The following is a 21,040-nucleotide window of genomic DNA, read 5'->3' as shown; positions in this document are numbered from 1 at the left end:
TTCACCTGTATGCGCTCGATGGCGTGGCTGTGGCCGCCACGGCCCTCGTCGATGCCACCGTGCCCGCACTCCTGACCGAGCGAAGTCGTCGCTTCAGCAGACACAGGCCACGTCCGTCACGCAGGCGATCAAACGCAGACATACGGGGTGTCCCCTATCCGGGGGATCAGGCTGTCGGTGCAGGTTGCCCGAGTTCACCGTGATCGGTGCCCCCTTCCCCCCTTCTGCGGCCGACCGTGCGGCGTCCGTCCCAGCAATGGGCACCATGCGGAACGCCAGCGACTTCCACCCTGCTACCGCACCTCGTATGGCGGCAGGATCATCGTCCGGTTGACCAGCACGTTGAACGTATAGCCTGGCCGGATGCTCAGCGTGGGCTGGATGTCCAGGTTCCGGTTGAGCACATTGGTGCCAACGTTGTTGAGCCCCTCGGCCATCGCTGCCGCGGCCTGCTGGCTGGCGCTCGGCGTCGTGAGGGCGTTGGCGTTCTGCGGCTGGCTGAGCTGAGCGCCAACGCCCAGCAGACTCATCAGAATGGCGCTGCTGAAGACGCGCATGTAGTGGTTGTCCACCTGGTCGTGGAATCCAGCCTGCCCCTCGGCATCCGTGCCTGCCATGCCCTCGAGGTCGATCATCGCTCCATTGGGGAAGATCAACCGATTCCAGGCCACGAGCACGCGGCTTTGGCCATAGGCCACCTGGCTGCTGTACTCGCCGATCAGGCGAGTGCCCTGCGGAATCAATACCACGCCGGGATCGAGGCTGTCGTAGACCGTCTGCCGCACCTGGGCGGTGATGCTGCCGGGAAGATCGCTGTCGATTCCGGTCAGCATGACCGCGGGGATTACGGAGCCCGCGAACAGCTCATCGTGGCCGATCGGCGGCCGCACGGCGGCAGGCAAGTATCCGTTGTCCACCTTGGAAGCGGCAGCATCAAGGAACGCGGCATCGGCCAGTTGTGGTGATTGTGGCGCGGCGCCTGACTGTTGCGTCCCGGCCAGCGCCTTTTGCAGCGCGGCGTTGGCATTGCCAAGGTCCTGCGGGGCGGCAGCCGCGGCGAGCTGGCGCAAGTCGTCCGCCTTGTCGCCCTGCGGTTGCCGTTGCGCTCCAAGCGCCGGCGAGCCCTCGGGGGCCGTCTTGGACAACTTGGCACTCTGCGCGGCCAGCACGGCGCCTTCCAGGCCCTTGTAGTGCTGCGCGACCAGCCACTGGTGGTATTTCTGGGCTGCAGTCAGTTGCCGTGGGTTGCCGTTGGCCGCCAGTGCCGCGTCGTGACCGCTCAACGCCGCCCCCGGCCCGCTGGCCTTGGCCGCAGGCTGGCTGGCCGCGCTCGCCGCCGGTGCCGCGGCGCCCACCTGTCTCTCTGCGGCGCGTTGCATGGCCGAGACGTCGGGCGACGTCTGCCCGACCATCTGGCTCTGGCCATCGCCTTCGTCCGGGCCCGAAGGCTTGTTCGCCGCGGTCATGATCCCGATCACCATGCCACCGGCCACGGCCCCGCCCGCGATGAAGGCAACCCTCTTGAAATTCCTGCTCAGACGGGCGCCGCCCGCCGCTGGCGTGCTGCGGATGCTCAGCCCCTTGCGGCCCTTGGCCGTGCCACCGTCGACGTCCTGCGCCAGCAGCGTCGCATCGGCCTGCGTTGAGGCGAAGTCGTCCTGCCCGAACTCCTGATTCTGGCTCATCGCGTCAACCTTCACCGGGACCAGAAGCCGGCGGTCGGTTGCGCGTGACGGCAGGTCACGCTGTGCGAGCCCTTGCCAACCCCAACCACGAGCTTGAACTTTTGCGGCAGGCCGTCGATGATGAAATAGCCGTGCACCAGCCGACTGTTCATCAGCTCGGTGTCGTCGTTGCTGACGTTGAACACCGCCGGCGCGTCGGTGTACTTCATCCCTTCGGGCATCTGCAGGTAGGTGTGACCGCCGCCGGCGAACACCCGCACCGGCATCAGGTCACTGCTCTCTTGGTCAGCATGCCCGTCACCGAGCTGGCAGGTGTAGTTGAAGTCCAGGGTCGAGGGATCAACCTGCCCGAGTGGGGCAACCAACGCGTCCTTCTTCGCCGCATCCGCGGCGCGTTGTCGCCTGGCTTGGTTCTGCATGTTGATGACGAGCTGCTGCGGGTCGTAGAACCCGATCTGCGGCACGTAGGTGTGCGCGTCGCTGACCAGGGTCATGTAGTAGATGCGCCCCGCGTCAGTGGTCACGGCCAGATTGGTGGTCAGCCCATCGGCCGTCGGCTTGATGACCACAACCGGTGTCTGTCCTGCGTCGGCGGTCTGCACCAGCCAGCGCACGCTGTCGCCAATGCTCAGATTGGTGACGTGCTCACCGGGCAACAGGTTGATGAGACAAATGTGCAGCGGGGCGCAGGTGATGGTCGGTTGGCTCTGACCGTAGGCGTACATCACCTCCCCATTCGTGCCCACCATGCTCGGCGCATTGCCGGTCTGCAGCCAGGTCTGCGCGGCAGCCGACGTCGCCCGCCAGGACAGAGGAATCGGCTCCTTCAGATCGTAGATCTGGCGACTCGTCTGCTGGGAGACAGGCGGCTGGGCTCCCGCCTCGGGTTGCGAGCCGCCGGTGGCCGGCGTGCCTGCGCAGGCGCTGCCCGCAGCCACGGAGATGGCCAGGGCGATGATGGTCTTGGCGAAGCGCATGTCATTGCTCCTCATGGGATCTGATGGAATGGACGAGATCCGGCTGTAGCGACCACGAGCGAACGCTCAGGCCCGCCATAAGCAGGGGTCGGTCGGCGCCATGGGCGCGCCGCCGCATCACGAGGCGCCGCCCACGATCGGCGTCCAGGTGACGTTCCTGATGAACAGTCCCAGAGGGTTGTCGAGCATGACCTGTGGACTCTCGGCGAGTTTTGGATCGACACCCGTGGTGATGTTGGCCCGCCAGTGCTCGACGGGCTTGGGCTGCCCACCCACAAAGCGCCGCTCGTCCCATCCGACCTGCCAGGTGTCCTGGCTGATTGGCAGCACGCTGGTGATCGTGACGTTGATCGTGAAGTCGCCGAACGGCGGGTGTGCGGCGTAGTAGCCGTTGAGGTAGCTTGCTGCGCCCACCGCCGCCATGGCGTAGACCTTGGCGATCAAGGCCTTCTGCGCCACTGCGTCCGGCACGACGGTCCGCGCCGTCCAGACCCAGTTCGCCACCTGCGCTTCGATGATCCGCTGACTGACCGCGCTGCCTCCCGCGGGCCGGGCCATGGCGACTGGATTCCCCATCTTGTCGAGGCCCACGACGAAGGGCTCGATCTTGCTCTGCCCGCCGACGTAGGCGATGCCGGCCACGGCAAGCGCCGCCACGCCGAGACTGCCGAACGCGGCCAGGCGCCAGTTCCTCGCCCGGGACAGCGCGTCGCCATAGCGCTCATCCCATTCGCGCCGGGCGTTCAGGTAGGGGTTGGCATCCGCCATTCGGGTCTCCAGGGGGAGGCGCCTCTGATCGGCGCCCTACCCTGTCTCTGCGGAGCGGGCCCATGCGGCGACGGCCCGGTCGCGACGCGGCTCAGCGCCGTCGCTCGATCGCGACGGCGCCCACGGCCGACAGCGCGAAGCACGCACCCCAGACCAAAGTTGCCTCCGCTGGAAAATCCTTCACCCACAGGGCGGCGAACCACACGGCGTAGACGACCTGCAGGGCCATGATCACCAGACCCCCGCGATCGTTGCGCGCGGCCCAACGCAGCTGCTTGGAGACGGCGTCGATCACTTCCTCGCGCAGGCGGTTGCGAGTCCCCACCTCAGTGACCCTCGTGGTGGCTCAGGCGGATCTGGATGCCGCCACCTCCGCCCTCATGGCGCGCGATGTCGTCCTTCTTGTCAATCAGGTTCTTGGTCTGATCCTTGAGGACGTCGAGAGGATTGCGACCCTTGTCCTGCTCAGACGATGCGCCTGCAGTACCCGGCGCTCCTCGCGCCAGCGCGGACGGGTCACCCAGTGCGTCGATCGGCCCCTTGGGTGCGACTGTTGGTCCCGCCGCTGAATCGGGCGCTGGCGAGGAAGACGCACCACCGCCCGAGCCCGAGGGCGCGCTGGACGCTTCGGCGGCACCCCCGCCTTGCGCCACGGCTTGCGCGGCCTGTTCCGCACGGGCGGTTGAGGGCGCTGACGGAACACCCGCGGACGGCCTCGTCACGGATCCCGCTGCACCGGGGATCACCCCACTGATGCCGCCCGCGACGCCGGGCCGGGATGCAGCGCCGGTCGTGGCCCCCAGCGCGGCGAGCCGCTCCACACCGGAGACCCCGCCGGCGGCAGCACCGCCCCCGGGCGCGCCGGCCGCGCCTGCGCCGACACGATCAGCGAGTCTTTGCAGGCCGCCAACACCGGCCGCGTAGCCCGCCAGGCCCGCGACCCCGGCCGCGGCAACGCCACCGGCGACGGCCGCAGCCCCGCCGGCGACGTTGCCCAGGCTCATGTTGGGAGAGCCGTTCATCAGGCTGCCTGCCAGCCCCGGCGCCTGCATCCCGATCACACCGTAGATCAGCATGCTGACACCGACCGTGAGCAGATCGGTCGGCGGGATCCCGCTGTTCGAGGCGATGTAGTTGTTGATGTAGGCCAGTTCGTTGTTGATTAGACTCTGCCCGAGTCCGATGATGGCGTAAATCATCAGCAGCTTGATCCCGACGTTCACCAGATAGCCGATGTACTTCTCCCCGAAACTACTGGTGAGCCCGGACCCGGTGAACCCAAGCATCACCAGCCCTGCCCCGCCCACGAGATAGGTCTCGACCAAGGTCATCAGCAGCTGCAGGGCGACCAGGCCGAAGCCGATCAGGGCCAGCAGCGACGTGATCGCAATGACGATGGCCAGAAAGAAGTTCGTGCCGATGTGGATCATTCCGCCCGGCGCGCTGTCATAGACCTGATAGAGCTGCTGCACCACCGAGAACGCCATCGCCATCACACCGGACGGGGTCGAGGAGGCGGCCGCGGAGCCCCCGATCGCCTGCCCCATGTCCATGAAACTCGATGTGATCATCGGCATCCAGGTCGGCGCGTACTTCACGATGGTGTAGAAAAACGCGATCGACGCGATCTTCAGGGTTGCCCCCGCGGTGAAGTCGGCGAGATCATTCTTTTTCAGGACCTGTTTGATCCCCCACCACGACAAATCCATGGCCGCGAGCGCCGTGAAAATCTTGAAGGCATAGCCCTGCGCCGTCGTCATCCATCCGGACGTCGCCGTCTGGAAGTTCGAGCTGATCGAATCGAGGTAGCCGTTTCCTCCTGGGCCACCCGTGGGGGCAGGAGACGCCGCATGGGCCACCGCGACCAGCCCCAGCAACATCGCCACCGCCAGGCCGCCCCACTTCATCGCGTTGCGCATGCTCGTTCCTTCAGAATGCGCCGGGACCGGTCGGCGCGGCCAGAATCGGGGTCACGCTGTTCGACTGGTCCACGCGCGTGTGCGCCTGCATCGCAACGTAGTTCAGCATGGCTTGATTGCCGACCTGGATGTCCGATTGCAGGTCCTGCATCTGGTTGACCATCAGACCTGCGATCTGGTTGCCGGCCTGCAGGACGGCCTTGCGTCCACTGGCGGACTGGCTCTGGGCCTGGATCGCCGCCAGCGCCGACTGCGTGCTCTGGAAGTTGCTGGCGTTAAGCCCGAACTGCTGGAGCACGCCCGCGATCTGGCCGTCCAGGTTCGAGGTCCAGGTTTGCAGGCTGGCGTTGTAGTTGCTCAGCACCCCGCTGGGTTGGCCGAACTGCGCCTGCACCGCCGAGACGGTGTTCGCTGAGGCATAGGACAGCCCCTTGGCATTGCCAACCAGGGTGACCAAGCCCTGCAGTTGGCTGCTGATGTTCGGCCAGAGCTGGACCGGGATGGTCTGCATGTTGACCACCTGGTTCGCAAGCTGCTGAATTTGTGTCTCCAGTTGCTGGGCCTGCGTTGCGTATTGCTCAACCAGGGTCACCTCCTGAACGATCTGTTCCGGGAAGGTCGCCCCGGCGATCACCCCGGTGGCGTGCGCCGGAGCGCTGACAATCAAAGCGGGCGCCGCGAAGAGCGCCACGAATTTCTGGATGCGCATGGTGTTCCTCTCCTGATGGATGACGGGCCCAAGAGCCCGTCGGGCCGCAGGGCAAACGTGCCGCCGCGGCCGCACGCGTTGCGAATCAGGCTTGACAGGCCTTCATTGGTACTTCTCCCACCTCGCCGCGGCCTCGCTCTGTCCGCGCTCGCGCAGCCACTGGGCCGGCCACCCGGCGCCGAGGCTAGCGCGCAGCATGCGGATGCGCGCGATGTCACCTTTGCCGCTGGCGCCGACGAAGGCGAGCTCTGCTTCGGACAGCCCAAGTTCAAACAGTCGGCGACCTTCCGGATGCATGACGTAGTACTGGCGCTTCGGGGTCGCCAAGGCCAGGATCTCGATCTGCCGGGCATTGAGGCCGACCGCCTCGTACAGCGGCCGGATGTTCTCGGTCTGCGCCTCGGGGTTCGGCAGGAAGATCTTGGTCGGGCAGGACTCGAAGATCACGTCGGCGATGCCGGATCGGCTCAGATCGGTCAGCGACTGGGTGGCGAACACCACCGCCACGTTGGCCTTGCGCAGCACCTTGAGCCACTCGCGAATCTTGGCCTTGAAGGCCGGGTGGCCGAGCATGATCCACGCTTCATCCAGGATCAGCAGCGTCGGCTCGCCTCTGAACCTCTGCTCGATACGATGGAACAGGTAGGCGAGGACTGGCAGCACCAGCTTGTCGCCCTTGTTCATCAGGTGTTCCATCTCGAACACCTGGAAGCAGTCTTCGCCCAGACTGTCGGTTTCGGCGTCGAGCAGGTGCCCGGCCATGCCGCGCAGGGTGTACGCCTGCAGCGCCTCGCGCAGGGCCTGATCCTGCAGCAGCACGAGGAAGTTGGTCATCGTGCGCTGCGACATGCAATCGGTCGACGCGCCAAGCTGGCTCACGGTGCGGAAAATCTCCTGCCGGTGCCGCGGCAGGATGCTCATGCCCTGCAGTTCACAGAGCTGCTCGAGCCATTCCGCCGCCCAGACGCGCTCGGCGGCTTCGCTCACGCGTCCCAAGGGGCAGAACGCCAGGTCCCCGGAATCCCCTGCGATGTCGTAGTGCTCGCCGCCAGCAGCCCACACCAAGGGCAACAACGAGTAGCCCTTGTCAAAGGCGAAGACCTGTGCGCCCGAATACCGGAACTGCTGCGCCGCCAGGGTGGCGAGCAAGGTCGACTTTCCGGCCCCTGTGGGCCCGAGAATCGCGGTGTGCCCCACGTCGCCAGCATGGAGCGACAGCTTGAACGGCGTTGCGCCGTCGGTCTTGGCGTGCAGCAGCGGCGGACTGTCCGACGGGTAGAAGGGACAGGGATTGCACTCCTGCCCGCCCCACACGGCCGTGAATGGCAGCAGGTGCGCCAAATTTAAGGTATGGACCAGCGGACGGCGGACGTTGGCAGCCGTGTTGCCGGGCAGCGACCCGAGGTAGGCCTCGACGGCGTTCACGTCCTCCACCCGGGCAACGAAGCCATGGCTCTCGATGAGCTTGACCATCTCCCGCGTGGTCTCGGCGAGGATTTCCGGATCCTCGTGCGAGAGCAGCAGCACACTGGTGTAGTAGCCATAGAGCACCATGCCGCTGGAGGCCTCGGCCAGCGCCTCGACGGCATCGTGCGCCATACGATCGGCGTCGGCGTTGATGTGCGTGGCCTGGCCGCCCGCATTCTCGCGCAGCAGGTTCATCATGCTCTTGCGCTTTTGCGCCCACTTGCTGCGGTACTTGTTCAGCGTCTTCTCGGCCTGCCCGGGATCCAGGTAGATGAAGCGCGAACTCCAGCGGTATGACACCGGCAGGCGCGAGAGCACGTCGAGGATTCCGGGAAAGCTGTCCGGCGGCAGGCCAGTCAGGCCGATGCAGGCGACGTTGCGCCGGCCGATGCGCGGCACGAAGCCGGTCGCGAAATCATGCTGACCAAGCACGCAGTCCAGGTACATCGGCACGTCGGCCATCCGAAAGGCGCGGCGCTGTGGCGTCAGGCTGACGCATTGCTCCAGGTGCGCCAGCAGCGGGCTGTCCACAATGCCGGCGCGCGCATCGACCACGTCGACCAGACGCCTGATCTGCATCAGGGTGGACAGGCGCGACTCCAGTGCGCGAATCTGCTGGCTGAAACGCTCCAGATTGCGGCTGGCCGTGGCCTTGACCCGCCCCTCGACGAACAGGTCGGCCGTCTTGCTGGCAATGTCAGGCATCGGAAACCAGGTCGCGGTGAGCACGAACCGGCTGCCGAACCCCAAGTCTCGCGATTCGTGGGCATGGCGCCGGACGTCATCGATCAGCCGCGTCGTGCGGTCGGGAAAGGCACCAGCCGGCGCATAACCAGGGGCCGGGGAGCGCACGGCGTCCACGTGCAGCGCCCAACCGTCGCCAAGCTTGAGCGCCGCGTTGAGCCGTGCCGCCATCGCGCCAAGCTCCTCGGGCGTCGACGAGTCAAGGTCGGGGCCGCGGTACTCCCAGCCGGCCATCAGCCCACCTGCCTTGGTCAGCACGATGCCATTCCCAACCAGGGCGGCCCACGGCAGCAGGTCGGGCAACCCGTAGGCCGCGTCGCGGAATTCCTTTAGCGCCCTCATGAACGCACCTCCCGCGACCTCGCGAAAGGAGTTGCCCGCGCGGGGTAATCGCGGCGGTACTTGAGCAGCCGTGTCCCAGTCTTGCTCAGCATTGGGTCGAAGGTCGCAGCGCGTGTCAGCGCCCAGTGCCCGAGCAACCAGAGGGCGACGCCGATCACCGCCGCCCAGATCTTGGCCAGCGAAAAAATGAAAATCCCGGCAACGATGATGAGCATTAGTACAAGCGGACGCTCGCCTCCCATCATCAGAATGGGCCTGTTCAACGCGTCGTGGATCGGGGTCTTGATGTCGTTCACTGGGGCACTCCACGGTTACAGCGGATCAACGCGCTCAGGTCGGCGGCGGATCGCATGACCACGGCGATGTCCGCCAGGGCACAGCCCTGCTTCATCAGGGCCCGGACGCCGGTCAGGATTTCCAGCAGCGCGGGATGCGGAGCATCGCCATGGCCCTGCCGCCGCTCCCCGAGCTGCCAGCGCATGGCTCAGGACACCAGGGTGCCAGTCAGTCCGAGCGCCGAGAGAAATTTGTTCCCCAGGACGATGAAGGCCACTCCCAGGACGACGTACAGCGCCTTCTTCGCGATGCCACCGAGTTCTTCGCCAAACACCAGCGCTGCACCCGCGGCCAGGAAGGCGATGACGCTGATGCCGGTGGCAACCGGGCCGGTCAGGTCGTTCTGCAGGGTGCTGATGGCGCTGTCCCAGGGCAGGCCGCCGGCGCCAGTGGCGAAAGCCTCGACCGTGGTGGCAGCAAACACGGCCCCGGCCAGCAACATGCGGCGGACCACCGCGGAGCGCGGCTGACGATGGATGCATGGCAGTTTGAAACGCTTCATTTCCGGCCTTTCGATGGGTTGGTTCGGAGGCCTGACATCGGCTCCCTACCCAGACTCCGCGCGTTGGGCCCCGACCGGTACCCTGCCGCAGGCTCGCGCCAGTGGCCGTACCCCTCAGCATTCGCAGACGGGGATTCGTCAAGCCAGGCCTGAACGTCGCGCGCAGCCACGGCGCGGCGTGCTGCAAGACGAGTCAAGGAGCGACGAGCGCCGACAACCCGGCCGCGATCGCACAGACGGCAAAGCCTTCCAACGCATCCCGCATGCCAAATGCCGCGCTGGCAAGCGGCCCCAGGAAGCTGGCCAATGCGAAGGCGCCGAACAACAGGCCGAACGCCGTCTCGGCATGACCATCTTTGACGATATGTGCCGCCAGCGCCGGCAATTTGCCGGCCATGCCGCCGAAGGCCAGGCCCATGAGCAGCGGATACAGGACGAACGCCTTCGCGTCTAGACCATGCAACGCGGCCAGCAGGATGGCTGCCGCCAGGGCGTTGACGGCCAGAACTGCGTTCCGGCTGAAGCGTCCGCCCCGAAAATCGGCGACCGCACCGAAACCCAGGCGGCCCAGACCGTTGCCGATTGCCATGGCAGAGACCGCAACGAGGGCGAATTCGGAGCCGAAGCCAAGTTCACGGGTGAGATTCCCGACCGTGGCGAACGAGGCCGACCCCAGCGGAGCGGCGATCAAAACCAGAGCGAGCGCCCAGCGCATGGAGCGATGGCCCAGCATGGTTCGCAGTCCGACACGGGTGGTGCCGTGCCCATCCTGGACCGGGAGGTCTGGCAGCCCGGCCCAGGCCAGCCAGCCCACTGTGGCATACAAGCCGAGCAGCAAAGCCAGCGCGCCGCAGCGAGCACGACCGCCATGCCGATCTCTGGCAGGCACTGACCATCACCTTTGGCGCACTGGCGGGTGGCCAGCCGGCCCTGGGCCTGCCCGCTCTTGGTGGCCTGTTCGAAGTCGACCAGTGCCCGCGCCTGGACGCAGCCCAGATCGACAACCGCCACCTGCTGGCCGCCGTGTTCCAGCTTGGCTGGTTCCGCGCTGAAGGCGGCCTCTCACGCGTCAACTACCGCGACATGGGCCCGGAGGAGCTGGGAAGCGTCTACGAGAGCCTGCTGGAGCTGGTGCCCGATCTGCAGGGGCTGGCAACACCCACGACCGCCCGCCTGGCCTTTGTCGGCGACGATGGGACGGATGCCAGCACCAAGGGCAACAACCGCAAGCTCACGGGCAGCTACTACACGCCCGACAGCCTGGTGCAGGAGCTCATCAAGAGCGCGCTGGAGCCCGTCATCGCGCAGACGGTGAAGGCCAACCCCGAACGCCCGGTGGAAGCGCTGCTTGCGCTCACCGTATGCGACCCCGCCTGCGGCAGCGGCCACTTCCTGCTCTCCGCCGGTCGGCGCCTGGCCGACGAGGTGGCGCTAAACCGCGCCGCGGCCGAACGTGAAGGCGGCGCCCCCACACCCGCAGACTACCGGCACGCGCTGCGCGACGTCGTGAGCCACTGCCTGTACGGCGTGGACAAGAACCCCATGGCCATCCAGCTGGCCAAGACGGCGCTGTGGCTAGAGGCCTACTCGCCTGACCGACCGCTGAGCTTTGTCGACCACCACCTCCGCGTGGGCGATGCGCTGCTGGGGGCAGGATCTCGCTGCCTACGACCCACGCCCTGCCGCCGAGCGGGGCCAGCCCTTCGCGTGGAACCCTGAGCGGCGCGCCCAGCTGCGCGCCGAACTCGACGCCTACTACGCCAGCCTCTACGGCCTCAGCCGCGACGAGTTGCGCTACATCCTCGACCCCAAGGACGTGATGGGTCCCGACTACCCCAGCGAGACCTTCCGGGTGCTGAAGGATGGCGAAATGCGGGCCTACGGGGAGTACCGGACTCGCCGTTTGGTCCTGGACGCGTGGGACCAACAAACCAACATATCGCCTGCGGCGCAACCAGCACCCACTTCGTATTCCGAGCACGGGATGATTCGCAATGCCGAGGAAGGCCGTCTGGCGGGCCTGGTAACGGCACTGGTCGCCGAGCGAACGGAGGGCAGCTCGCTGGTCGAGATTCAGTCAGCCGTGGCTGCCTTGGCGACAGCAGCGCATTATCTTGGCGCTGTCGACGGACAGCGCTTCGATGTCGTGCGGGGCTCGCTTGGGATACCAGACGTGACGCCTCTACTGAGCCGCATACTGCCCGTCGTGCAGCGCCTAGTTAGCGTTGACGTGCTTGTGCGTTCAACACGGGGTGGCGTGGCCTTCTACGCGCGCGGCGCCGATGCGCTGCCCGGTGATGTCATCCAGCTGCCCGAGTATCCCGAAACTGCTCGGCTTCTGTGGTTGGCCGAGAGCCGGCGCATGGCGTCTGAGGCCGAGAAGAACGCGGTAGCTCCCGCAACAGAGACCGAGCGGGTTGTCGTCCAACGGGTAGGCCAAGACCTATTCCGGGCTGCGCTGCTCGACTACTGGCAGGGTCGCTGTTGTGTGACTGGACTTAATATCACTGAGTTGCTTCGCGCCTCGCACATCAAACCCTGGGCTGCCTGTGAGAGCGATAACGAGCGACTGGACGTGTTCAATGGTTTGCTGTTGGCGCCGCACATTGATGCCTTGTTCGACGGCGGATGGATTTCGTTTTCTGACGATGGCCGCGTCCTGGCTTCAGAGGCGCTTCCATCCGACGCTGCGGCACGCTTGGGCGTCAGGACCGACTGGGGGGTTGAAGGGCTCCAGGCCGCCCACAGACGGTACCTTGCGTTCCATAGGCGGCACGAACTGCGAAGGGTGGCTTGAATCGTGATGCACATTATCGAACTGTCCCCAAGTAGCAGATCGAAGCCCTCGCGCGTCGCGTGTTTATGTCAGGACCAATGACGTCGATCAGCAAGCCTTGACCTACAGCCGCCACGTTCGCTACATTCGCACACATGAACTCCGCCCTGCGAGCTGCCCGAATCATCCGTACCACCATTGAGGTGGCGGGATAGTTCGCGCGCAACACAGGCCGACAAACCCGCCCTCGAGGCGGGTTTCTTTTTTCCCGCCAGGGGGCTTCCGATGAGCGAAGCCCCATGCGCATTGCCCTGTATCAGATCGACGCCTTCGCCGAGCGCCTGTTCGAGGGCAATCCGGCGGCCGTCTGCCCCATGGGCGCCTGGCTCGACGACACGGTAATGCAGGCCATCGCCGCCGAGAACAATCTCGCCGAGACGGCGTTCTTCGTCCAGACCGCGCCCGACTCAGCGGATCTGCGCTGGTTCACACCGCGCGCGGAGGTCGACCTCTGTGGCCATGCCACCCTCGCCAGCGCCCATGTCTGGTTCGAGCATCTCGGACACACGGGACCGGACGTGACCTTCCACACCCGCAGCGGCGCCCTGCGCGTCCAGCGCGCCGAGCACGGTCTGCGCATGGATTTTCCGGCGGTCGCTACGGTTCCCTGCGAGGCGCCAGCCGCACTGGCCGCTGGGCTTGGGGGCCATCCCGAGCAGGTGCTGCGGGGCATGGACCTGATCGCCGTCTTCGCCGATGCGCGACAAGTGCTCGCGCTGGACCCCGATTTCCGGGCCATCGCGGCCCTGGACACGCGCGGCGTCGTCGCCACCGCGCCGGGCGACGACTGCGACTTCGTCAGCCGCTGCTTTTACCCCGGGCTTGGCATCGACGAGGATCCCGTGACCGGCTCGGCGCACTGCGCCCTGGCGCCGTACTGGGCGCACCGGCTCGGCCGCGACCGGCTGCACGCGCGCCAGCTCTCGCGCCGCGGCGGCGCGCTGCACTGCGAGGTCCACACCGGGCGCGTGCTGCTCGAAGGCCGCGCGGTCGACTATCTGGTCGGCGAGATCGCCCTCTGACACGGAGAATTCCATGTACATCCCCGAAGCGTTCCGCGTCGACGACCCCGAGGTGCTGCACGCGCTGATCCGATCCCACCCCCTCGGCACGGTGATCACCAGCGGCAGCGGTGGCCTGCAGGCTTCGCCAGCACCCTTTCTGTTCGATGCCGCCGAAGGGCTGCACGGAACCCTGCGCGCCCATCTGGCGCGCGCCAACCCGCTGATCGACGCCCTGCGCGGCGGCGCCGAGTGTCTGGTGCTGTTCCATGGGCCGCAGGGCTATGTGAGCCCATCCTGGTATCCGGCGAAGCAGCAGCACCACAAGGTCGTTCCGACCTGGAACTATGCGATGGTCCAGGCGCGCGGCCGCGCCACGGTCATCGACGATGCGGCATGGCTGCGCGAGCAGATCGCCGCGCTGACGGCGGAACACGAAGCGCACCGCGATGCACCCTGGAGCCCCGACGACTCCCCCGCCGAATTCATCGCCGGCATGATCGCCGGAATCGCCGGGGTCGAGATCGCGATCGAGGCCCTGGACGGGAAATTCAATCTCAGCCAGAACCGAGGGCGCGCCGATCGCGACGGGGTGATCGATGCCCTGGGCTCGCCCGACGATCCGCACCGCCACCCCGAGCTCGCGGCCTTGATGCAGGGGTTGACCAGATGACGGCGCCCGATGTGCGCATTCGGCAAGCCACTGCGGTCGATGCCGTGGCGGTTGCTGGCCTGATCGGAGCGCTGCTCGCCGAGATCATCGAGGCGATCGGCGCGAAGGTCTTCGACTTCGATGTCGAGGCATCGGCGCTGTCGCTGAGCAAGCTCATCGGCTCCGGGCGCTACACGGCATTCGTGGCCGCGAATGTCGACGGCAAAGCAGTCGGGGTGATCACGCTGAGCGAGAGCTGCGCGCTGTACGCCGGCGGCTTGTTCGGCACCATCCCGGAGTTCTACGTCGAACCCGGGTGGCGCTCGCGCGGGGTCGGCGCGGCCTTGGCGGATGCAGCCCGCGCCCACGCGCGATCGCTTGGCTGGCCGCGGCTCGAGGTCACCACGCCGCCCTTGCCGGAATTCGACCGCACGCTGGCTTTCTACGAACGCTGCGGCTTTGCCGTGACCGGCGGGCGCAAGTTGAAAATCGACGTCCAGCCATGAGTGCGAGACCGACGCATCCGCATCGCGTGGTGTTTCTTCCCGGGGCCAGCGGCGACCCATCGTTCTGGCACGGGGTCGGGATGCTCCTGCCATGCACCTGGGAGCAACGCTTTCTGGCCTGGCCGGGATTGGGCAGACAGACCCCATGCCCGCATGTTCGCGGCTTTTCCGATCTCGTCGACCTGGCCTGCGCCGAGCTCACAGCGCCTTCGGTCCTCGTCGCGCAGTCGATGGGCGGTGTCGTGGCCATCGAACTGGCGCTTCGGATGCCAGCCCTGGTCACCCATCTGGTCTTGACCGCAACATCAGGGGGCGTCGACGTCGCCGCGTTCGGCGCCCAGGACTGGCGCGCCGAGTACCTGGAGGCCTTTCCGAACACGGCGCGCTGGATTCTGCAGGCGAAACCGGACCTTCAGGCACGGCTGCACGCGATCGACATCCCAACCCTTCTGCTCTGGGGTTCCGACGACCGGATCAGCCCGCCGGCCGTCGGCCAGCATCTCGAACGCGCGATCCGCGGCGCGCAGCTCGTGATCATCGCCGGCGGCGACCACGCCCTCGGCACCAACCAGCCGGACCTCGTCGCGGCACATGTTCGCCGCTTCCTCGCGCCGGACCGGGCGCCTGACGCGCCCCTTCCGACCTGATCTCCTCAATCAACGCTCCGACCCATGCCAACCCAGCCCATCGGCACCCCGCTCCCCCAGTGGATCGCGCCGCCGCATCCGCAAGCGCGCATCATCCACGGGCCACGCTGTCGGCTCGAGCCGCTCGCCGCCGAGTCGCACGCCGCCGCCCTCTACGAGGCCTACGCCGACGACCCAAGCGGACGAGGGTGGACCTATCTGCCCTATGGTCCCTTCGCCGATGCCGGGCAGTACGCGAAGTGGATCGATGACCTGGCGCAACGCAAGGATACGATGCTGTTCGCGATCGTCGATTCGGCCAGTGGTCTGCCGACCGGCGTCGCCGGCTATCTGCGCATCACGCCGGAGGCCGGCTCGATCGAGATCGGCCACCTGCACTTCTCGCCCCGTCTGCAGCGCACGCCGATGGCCACCGAAGCGCTGTTCCTGCTCATGCGCGAGGCTTTCGCGCTGGGCTACCGGAGGCTGGAGTGGAAATGCGACAGCCTGAACCAGCCATCGCGGCGCGCCGCGGTTCGTCTGGGCTTCAGCTACGAGGGCACGTTCCGCCAGGCCACCGTGGTCAAGGGCCGCAACCGCGACACCGCCTGGTTCAGCATCATCGACGGCGAATGGCCAGCCCTGCAAGGGGCCATCGAGGACTGGCTCGATCCCGGGAACTTCACCCCGGATGGGCGCCAGCGCAGCGCCCTCGCCGGGAGGATCGCGACGAACGCCTGCACGACGGAGGCCGTCGCCGGCAGCCCGGGCTGAGCCGTAACGCCGCCTGCTCCGCAGACGTCCGCTACGGCTGTTCGGCAAGAAACGCCAGTTCGGGGCTCGACGTCGTCGCGGCGACGTCGATCACCTCGTAGTCGGCCACGCCGGCCATCTTGAACGCATCGCCGGCCAGGATCGCGTCGAGCTTCGCGCGCGCCATCGCCGCGGCCAGGATGAGGCCGCCGACACGCGGGCGCTGCGCCCCCGAGAGCAGGAAGTGCCCGGCCGCATAGTGCTCGCGCAGCCAGGCACGGTGCGCGTCGACATGCCTGTCGACCTCGTGCAGCGGAACCTTGTAGCGAAGAATGATGGCGTACATGAATGCATCGTCCTGTTGAAAACAGGACAAGCTTATCCGGTGCCAGCCATGGCGGCACGGTTCTCGTGGATGAGGTCCGTCAGCAGATCCGCGACCACGCGCACCCGGGGTGAATCCCGCAGACCCTGCTGGATCACCAGCCAGATGTCCTGAGACACGCACTGCGATGGCGCCAGGCAGCGCTCCAGCAGCGGGCTGGTGTCCGCGATGTAGCAAGGCAGGACGGCCAGGCCCAGGCCCCGCTCCGCAGCGTGCAACTGGCTGAAGAGGCTGTTGGCGGTCAGCGCAATCGTGGCTTGCGGGAAGCGTTCGCGCTGCCAGCGGGCCTGCACGAGATGCTGCACCGAGAGGTCCCATCCGATCCACGGCAGCCTGGCAAGATCCTCCCGTCCTTGCTTGCCCGCGGCCGGCGCCAGGCCTTGGCGCGCGTAGACAGCGTAGGCCTGCGTGCCCAGGCGGCGCACGACGAGTCCACCCGACTCGGGACGAACCAGGCGCAGGGCAAGATCGGCATCGCGGCGGTAGAGGTCCTGCACCGCGGAGCCGGTGATCAGTTCCAGCACGAGATCGGGGTAGCGTGGCGCCATCTCGGCCCAGCGCGGCAGGATCAGCAGGTTCGCCAGCGCCTCGTTGGTGGCCAGCCGGACATGGCCGCGCGGCGTCGAGCCCAGGTCCGCGGCGTGCCCGCGCAGTTGCACGACCGCATCCTCGACGCGACGCGCCTCGTCCAGCAGACCGGAGCCGTCTTCGGTCAGCCGGTAGCCGCTGGCATGGCGCACGAACAGCGACACGCCGAGCGCATGTTCCAGCTGCGCCACGCGCCGGCCGACCGTAGACGGACTCACGCCCAGTTGCACGGCGGCGCCCGACAGGCTGTGGGTGCGTGCGACCAGCAGAAACAGGCGCAGGTCGTCCCAGCTCAGGTTTTCCATGGATGCAAAACCACCTTGCATGGATTTCTCTTCACGAGCATAGCAGCGCTGCGAATAATCATCGGTGTTGCGGCGGCGCCTTGCCGCCCTCCTCACGAGACCTTTCATGAATACACGACGCCTGGGCCGTGACGGCCCCGAAGTCTCTGCCCTTGGGCTTGGCTGCATGGGTATGAGCGACTTCTACGGAAGCCATGACGACGCGACATCCGAGGCGCTGATCGGCGCTGCGCTGGACCGAGGCGTGAACTTCCTCGACACCGCCGACGCGTATGGACCGTTCAGCAACGAGGAACTGGTCGGCCGAGCGATCCGTGGGCGCCGTGGCGAGGTCTTTCTGGCCACCAAGTTCGGCATCGAGCGCGACCCCGCCGACCCGAAGGGGCGGCGCATCAACGGCAGGCCCGACTACGTGCGCCGGGCCTGCGACGCCAGCCTGCGACGGCTTGGCGTCGATCACATCGATCTGTACTACCAGCACCGGGTCGATCGCAACGTGCCGATCGAAGAGACCGTGGGCACGATGGCCGACCTGGTGCGCGCCGGCAAGGTGCGCCACCTGGGCTTGTCCGAGGTCGCTCCGGGGACGTTGCGGCGAGCGCATGCGGTCCACCCGATCACAGCGGTGCAGAGCGAATACTCGCTGTGGACCCGCGATCCCGAAGATGACGTGCTCGACACCTGCGCCGAGCTGGGCGTGGGCTTCGTCGCCTACAGCCCCTTGGGGCGCGGATTCCTCACCGGCGCCATCCGCAGTCCCGCGGACTTCGAACCCGACGACTATCGCCGCAGCAGCCCGCGCTTCCAGGGCGAGCACTTCGAAAAAAACCTCGCGCTGGTCGCAACGGTGCGCGAGCTCGCGACGGCGAAGGGGTGCACGCCCGCGCAGCTGGCGCTGGCCTGGGTTCTCGGGCGCGACCCGCACATCGTGCCGATTCCGGGAACGCGCCGGCTGGCGCGACTGGAGGAAAACCTGGGCGCCCTGCAGGTGACTCTCGCCGTCGAGGAACGCAAACACATCGACGCGCTGTTCCCGCCGGACGCGGCCAGCGGCACGCGGTATGCCGAGAACATGATGGGCCTGGTGCGCGGCTGATCCGACGCGAACGATCGCCAGCTTCCTCCTGCCCCACAATCATGGAACACCGTGCCACACAGCGTGACGCCGACGCGCGCTTCACCGTGCTGATGGCGGCGGCCTGCGGCGTTTCGGTGGCGAATCTCTACTACGCGCAACCGCTGTTGCAGCAGTTTGCCGGAACCTTCCACGTCACGATCGCCAGGATCGGTATCGTGCCTTCGGCCGTGCAAATCGGCTACGCGGCCGGGCTGATCCTCATCGGTCCGCTGGGCGATCGCCACGCCCGCCATCGCATCATCCTCTGGCTGTCCGCGCTGCTTGTTCCGGTGACCCTGTCGGCAGCGCTGGCCCCTTCGGTGGCCTGGCTGGCCACGGCAGCATTCGCCATTGGGGTGTTGTCATCGATCGCGCAGCAGATCATTCCACTGGTCGCGCACCTTGCACGGCCGGAGGAACGCGGCCGATCGATCGGGACCGTGATGAGCGGACTGATGATCGGCATTCTCGGCGGACGCGTGCTCGCCGGCGCGGTGGCGCAGTGGAGCAGCTGGCGCGTGGTGTTCGACGTCGGCGCAGCACTCAACGCGGCCATGTTCGCGATGCTCTGGAGGGAACTGCCTCGGCAGCCAGCGCCGGCACACGCTGGGCAACGCTATCTCGCGCTCATCACGTCCACGTTCGCCCAGTTCGGAAAATTCCCCGAATTGCGCACGGCAGCATTGACCGGCGCGCTGTTCTTCGGCAGCTTCAGCGTGTTCTGGGTCGGCTTGACTCCACTGCTGCAGAGCACGGACTACGACTACGGTCCTGCAGTCGTGGGCTCCTTCGGGCTGCTGGGAATCGCCGGCGCGAGCGCAGCGGCGCTCTCCGGTCGCTGGTCGGACCGTGCCCGGGGCCCTGGGCGCATTCGCGGCGCGGCCCTGCTTGTCGTCCTGGCGTCGTGGGGCGCGGCAAGCTTCGGCGAGCACTCCCTCTGGGGGCTCGTGGTCGGTATCGTCGCCGTGGACGCTGGCTGTCAGGCGGCGCATATCGCCAACCAGGCGTCGATCCACGCGCTGCCGAGCGAGGTACGCAACCGCGTCAACGCCCTGTACATGACCTACTACTTCGGCGGCGGCGCGCTTGGGTCCCTGCTGGCGAGCCACGCCTGGAGCCTGGGCGGGTGGCCCGCCGTGGTCTCAGTGGGTGCCGGTTTCGCCGTGCTATCGCTGGTCGTGCACGCGCTGGGTTGAAGTCCTACAACTGTGGGGGTGCTGGCTAACGTGCGAGCGATGCCAGCACCGCGGGCGCGATTCGCCTGTGCAACGGTCTGACCGGGATCATGTACAGGTGCCCGAGCAGGTTGTGGACCCGGACCACCGTCGTGACGGTCACGAGAACACGGCCAGTGCCGCATGCCCGCCGATGCACGGAAAGGACGACGTCCAGGTGCTTGTCCCTGTCGCCCAGCAGGGTCTCGGCGAATGTGTTCTGAACCAAGGTGAAGATGCCAACGCGGTCGCCGGGCCGATAGGCTGATTCGGCTCCGGCCGGGTCGACGGCGCTCAAGGGGCCAAGATCCTTCAGCCCGACGAGAACCGCTGCGCGGTTGCGCAATGCCATGCATCGCTCGACCCATGCCGGCGTCGTGGCGAGCGACTGCATGAACAGGCGGAGCGCTGACCGTCCATCATCGACCAAGTCGATGCTCCATGCGTCGAAAAAGTTCGCGCCAGGCAGATGGTCTGCGATCAAGCTGCCTGACGGTACCTGGGTCGCCTTCGGTCTTTCCATGGCATGCGGGGCGAAGAAAGGTCTCGAGAACGCCCGCGGCGAAGGGCCGGACGTTCAGACGCCAAAGTAGAAGAATGCCGCGGCTAAGGTCGCCTCGGTCGCGATGGCCAGCCAGATCCAGGGACCAGCGCGTCTGCACTGAAACTCCAGGGCACCTAGTCCGGCCAGCGTTGCACAGGCCAAGCCGACGCCCTGGCCGACCATGGCTCGAACATCCGCATCGGGCGTGGACGATGCACGCCAGAGCAGCAGCGCAATGCCCAGGAACAGCGCCGCATTGCGCCGCGCGACTAGGCCAGCGACCGGTGCATACCCTGCGCCAAACAGAGCCAGCAGATGGCGATTGAAAAGCGGCCAGGCTGCGGCGAGGGCAGCGCAGAGCATGGCGCTGCCTGCGGCCAGCCGGGCGAATACTTCCGCTTCACTCATGCGCAGTCCCTTCCATTCGGGCAACGCCATGCAGGAACAGGTCAAGCATCTGCTCGAAATAGGGCGCGATGGAGACATCGCCGCTGCCGAGCCACCGCATCAACGTCCCGATCCGTAGGAAGACAAAGTGCTCCGTCAGGGCGGCGATCGATGGATAGGTGCGGATCTCCCCATCCATGCACCCCTGCTCCAGCAAGCCACGGACGATCTCCTCGAAGACCGTCCGCTCCACTGCTGCCTTGTTCGATCCCACCGTCGCCAGGCGATGCTGGAGATAGGGTCCGACGTAGACCCGCATGCACTCTGCATACTCGCCGTCGAGACGCAACAGCTCCCGCAAACGCGCGGCCGTGCTGCGGCGTCGCCGGCAGTGTGCAAGGCTGGACTCGCGCCGCTCGACGGCATCGCGGTAGAAGCGTTCCTGGATGAACGCCTCCTTGGTCGCGAAGTGCTTGTAAAGGGTTCCCCTGGCCACGTCCGCCGCCGATGCGATCGAGTCCATGGTGACGGCCTCGTAGCTGCCGGCATCGAACAGCGACCATGCCGCGGCGTAGATCTGCTCTCGAAGCGCGTGCTCCTTGCGAACTCGTCGCCCCTCACGCAATGGAGCGCGATGCGGGTCACCTGATGCATGCACAGTGTTCATTTTTAGACAC

25 protein-coding genes are annotated in these 21,040 nt (G+C 66.8%); 9 read left to right on the top strand and 16 right to left on the bottom strand.

All coding sequences use genetic code 11. The features are described from left to right. Nucleotides 1-293: 293 nt before the first annotated feature. The 11 genes from ASC45_RS06885 to ASC45_RS06835 all read right to left on the bottom strand — a co-directional run bounded on the left by ASC45_RS06885 (nt 294) and on the right by ASC45_RS06835 (nt 10,263). The gene (locus ASC45_RS06885) at nt 294-1,685 is read right to left on the bottom strand and encodes a TraB/TrbI/VirB10 family type IV secretion system protein (protein ID WP_055450305.1); all 1,392 of its coding nucleotides are present in this window, start codon (nt 1,683-1,685) and stop codon (nt 294-296) included. Between the two features lie 11 nt (nt 1,686-1,696). After that, nucleotides 1,697-2,662, bottom strand: coding sequence for a TrbG/VirB9 family P-type conjugative transfer protein (locus ASC45_RS06880; protein ID WP_055450304.1), 966 nt, complete (start codon nt 2,660-2,662; stop codon nt 1,697-1,699). A gap of 117 nt (nt 2,663-2,779) precedes the next feature. Then, the gene (locus tag ASC45_RS06875; protein ID WP_055450303.1) at nt 2,780-3,430 is read right to left on the bottom strand and encodes a VirB8/TrbF family protein; all 651 of its coding nucleotides are present in this window, start codon (nt 3,428-3,430) and stop codon (nt 2,780-2,782) included. A 91-nt stretch (nt 3,431-3,521) separates the two neighbouring features. Continuing rightward, complete coding sequence (locus tag ASC45_RS06870; RefSeq protein ID WP_055450302.1) at nt 3,522-3,755, bottom strand: hypothetical protein; 234 nt, start codon at nt 3,753-3,755, stop codon at nt 3,522-3,524. A 1-nt stretch (nt 3,756) separates the two neighbouring features. Continuing rightward, nucleotides 3,757-5,349, bottom strand: coding sequence for a P-type conjugative transfer protein TrbL (gene trbL / locus ASC45_RS06865; RefSeq protein WP_055450301.1), 1,593 nt, complete (start codon nt 5,347-5,349; stop codon nt 3,757-3,759). Nucleotides 5,350-5,359: 10 nt separating this feature from the next. After that, nucleotides 5,360-6,058, bottom strand: a complete 699-nt coding sequence (gene trbJ, locus ASC45_RS06860; protein WP_055450300.1) for a P-type conjugative transfer protein TrbJ — start codon at nt 6,056-6,058, stop codon at nt 5,360-5,362. A gap of 102 nt (nt 6,059-6,160) precedes the next feature. Next, nucleotides 6,161-8,572 carry a VirB4 family type IV secretion/conjugal transfer ATPase gene (locus ASC45_RS06855; RefSeq protein ID WP_245609978.1) on the bottom strand — a complete coding sequence of 804 codons (2,412 nt, stop codon included), beginning with the start codon at nt 8,570-8,572 and terminating at the stop codon, nt 6,161-6,163. A 35-nt stretch (nt 8,573-8,607) separates the two neighbouring features. Then, nucleotides 8,608-8,907 (bottom strand): conjugal transfer protein TrbD, encoded by a 300-nt coding sequence (trbD, locus tag ASC45_RS06850; RefSeq protein ID WP_055450298.1) that lies wholly within the window; start codon nt 8,905-8,907, stop codon nt 8,608-8,610. Next, nucleotides 8,904-9,092, bottom strand: coding sequence for a hypothetical protein (locus ASC45_RS06845; protein ID WP_055450297.1), 189 nt, complete (start codon nt 9,090-9,092; stop codon nt 8,904-8,906). Before ASC45_RS06845 ends, trbD begins: the two co-directional genes overlap by 4 nt. Nucleotides 9,093-9,095: 3 nt before the next feature. Continuing rightward, nucleotides 9,096-9,449, bottom strand: coding sequence for a TrbC/VirB2 family type IV secretion system protein (locus tag ASC45_RS06840; RefSeq protein WP_055450296.1), 354 nt, complete (start codon nt 9,447-9,449; stop codon nt 9,096-9,098). A 193-nt stretch (nt 9,450-9,642) separates the two neighbouring features. Beyond that, on the bottom strand, nt 9,643-10,263 hold the full coding sequence (locus ASC45_RS06835) for an MFS transporter (protein WP_342665690.1): 621 nt from the start codon (nt 10,261-10,263) through the stop codon (nt 9,643-9,645). A 209-nt stretch (nt 10,264-10,472) separates the two neighbouring features. On the opposite strand from ASC45_RS06835, the gene ASC45_RS06830 reads away from it, so the two are divergent. From ASC45_RS06830 to ASC45_RS06800, 7 genes are all read left to right on the top strand, one after another. Further along, entirely contained in the window at nt 10,473-11,168 is a 696-nt protein-coding gene (locus tag ASC45_RS06830; protein ID WP_055450295.1) for a DNA methyltransferase, read from the top strand. After that, nucleotides 11,059-12,246 carry an HNH endonuclease gene (locus ASC45_RS15930; protein WP_211263353.1) on the top strand — a complete coding sequence of 396 codons (1,188 nt, stop codon included), beginning with the start codon at nt 11,059-11,061 and terminating at the stop codon, nt 12,244-12,246. The genes ASC45_RS06830 and ASC45_RS15930 overlap by 110 nt, the downstream gene beginning before the upstream one ends. A gap of 278 nt (nt 12,247-12,524) precedes the next feature. Continuing rightward, nucleotides 12,525-13,307: a PhzF family phenazine biosynthesis protein gene (locus tag ASC45_RS06820; RefSeq protein ID WP_055450293.1), complete on the top strand. Its 783-nt coding sequence runs from the start codon at nt 12,525-12,527 to the stop codon at nt 13,305-13,307. 13 nt (nt 13,308-13,320) lie between these two features. Further along, on the top strand, nt 13,321-13,959 hold the full coding sequence (locus ASC45_RS06815) for an FMN-binding negative transcriptional regulator (protein ID WP_055450292.1): 639 nt from the start codon (nt 13,321-13,323) through the stop codon (nt 13,957-13,959). Next, complete coding sequence (locus ASC45_RS06810; RefSeq protein ID WP_055450291.1) at nt 13,956-14,444, top strand: GNAT family N-acetyltransferase; 489 nt, start codon at nt 13,956-13,958, stop codon at nt 14,442-14,444. The genes ASC45_RS06815 and ASC45_RS06810 overlap by 4 nt, the downstream gene beginning before the upstream one ends. Continuing rightward, a complete protein-coding gene (locus ASC45_RS06805; protein ID WP_055450290.1) occupies nt 14,441-15,091 on the top strand; it encodes an alpha/beta fold hydrolase in 651 nt (216 codons plus the stop codon). The genes ASC45_RS06810 and ASC45_RS06805 overlap by 4 nt, the downstream gene beginning before the upstream one ends. Nucleotides 15,092-15,115: 24 nt before the next feature. After that, the gene (locus tag ASC45_RS06800; RefSeq protein ID WP_055450289.1) at nt 15,116-15,844 is read left to right on the top strand and encodes a GNAT family N-acetyltransferase; all 729 of its coding nucleotides are present in this window, start codon (nt 15,116-15,118) and stop codon (nt 15,842-15,844) included. Nucleotides 15,845-15,875: 31 nt separating this feature from the next. Here the strand turns inward: ASC45_RS06800 and ASC45_RS06795 are convergent, their stop codons facing one another. Both ASC45_RS06795 and ASC45_RS06790 read right to left on the bottom strand, forming a co-directional pair. After that, a complete protein-coding gene (locus ASC45_RS06795; protein WP_055450409.1) occupies nt 15,876-16,169 on the bottom strand; it encodes a YciI family protein in 294 nt (97 codons plus the stop codon). A gap of 32 nt (nt 16,170-16,201) precedes the next feature. Further along, nucleotides 16,202-17,122 carry a LysR family transcriptional regulator gene (locus ASC45_RS06790; RefSeq protein ID WP_167344842.1) on the bottom strand — a complete coding sequence of 307 codons (921 nt, stop codon included), beginning with the start codon at nt 17,120-17,122 and terminating at the stop codon, nt 16,202-16,204. 85 nt (nt 17,123-17,207) lie between these two features. On the opposite strand from ASC45_RS06790, the gene ASC45_RS06785 reads away from it, so the two are divergent. Then, nucleotides 17,208-18,197, top strand: coding sequence for an aldo/keto reductase (locus ASC45_RS06785; RefSeq protein ID WP_055450287.1), 990 nt, complete (start codon nt 17,208-17,210; stop codon nt 18,195-18,197). Nucleotides 18,198-18,238: 41 nt separating this feature from the next. After that, nucleotides 18,239-19,414, top strand: a complete 1,176-nt coding sequence (locus tag ASC45_RS06780; RefSeq protein WP_055450286.1) for an MFS transporter — start codon at nt 18,239-18,241, stop codon at nt 19,412-19,414. Nucleotides 19,415-19,439: 25 nt separating this feature from the next. Here ASC45_RS06780 and ASC45_RS06775 read toward each other — a convergent pair whose 3' ends face one another. From ASC45_RS06775 to ASC45_RS06765, 3 genes are read right to left on the bottom strand one after another with little or no spacing between them, the layout of a single operon-like run. Next, a complete protein-coding gene (locus ASC45_RS06775; protein ID WP_055450285.1) occupies nt 19,440-19,955 on the bottom strand; it encodes a DUF2867 domain-containing protein in 516 nt (171 codons plus the stop codon). A gap of 54 nt (nt 19,956-20,009) precedes the next feature. Then, nucleotides 20,010-20,384 carry a hypothetical protein gene (locus tag ASC45_RS06770; protein ID WP_055450284.1) on the bottom strand — a complete coding sequence of 125 codons (375 nt, stop codon included), beginning with the start codon at nt 20,382-20,384 and terminating at the stop codon, nt 20,010-20,012. After that, the gene (locus tag ASC45_RS06765) at nt 20,377-21,030 is read right to left on the bottom strand and encodes a TetR/AcrR family transcriptional regulator (protein WP_082454295.1); all 654 of its coding nucleotides are present in this window, start codon (nt 21,028-21,030) and stop codon (nt 20,377-20,379) included. Before ASC45_RS06765 ends, ASC45_RS06770 begins: the two co-directional genes overlap by 8 nt. Nucleotides 21,031-21,040: the final 10 nt, after the last annotated feature.

The sequence above is a fragment of the Thiomonas bhubaneswarensis genome, assembly GCF_001418255.1.
Lineage (GTDB): Bacteria > Pseudomonadota > Gammaproteobacteria > Burkholderiales > Burkholderiaceae_C > Thiomonas > Thiomonas bhubaneswarensis.
This window is presented reverse-complemented; position numbering and strand designations above follow the sequence as displayed.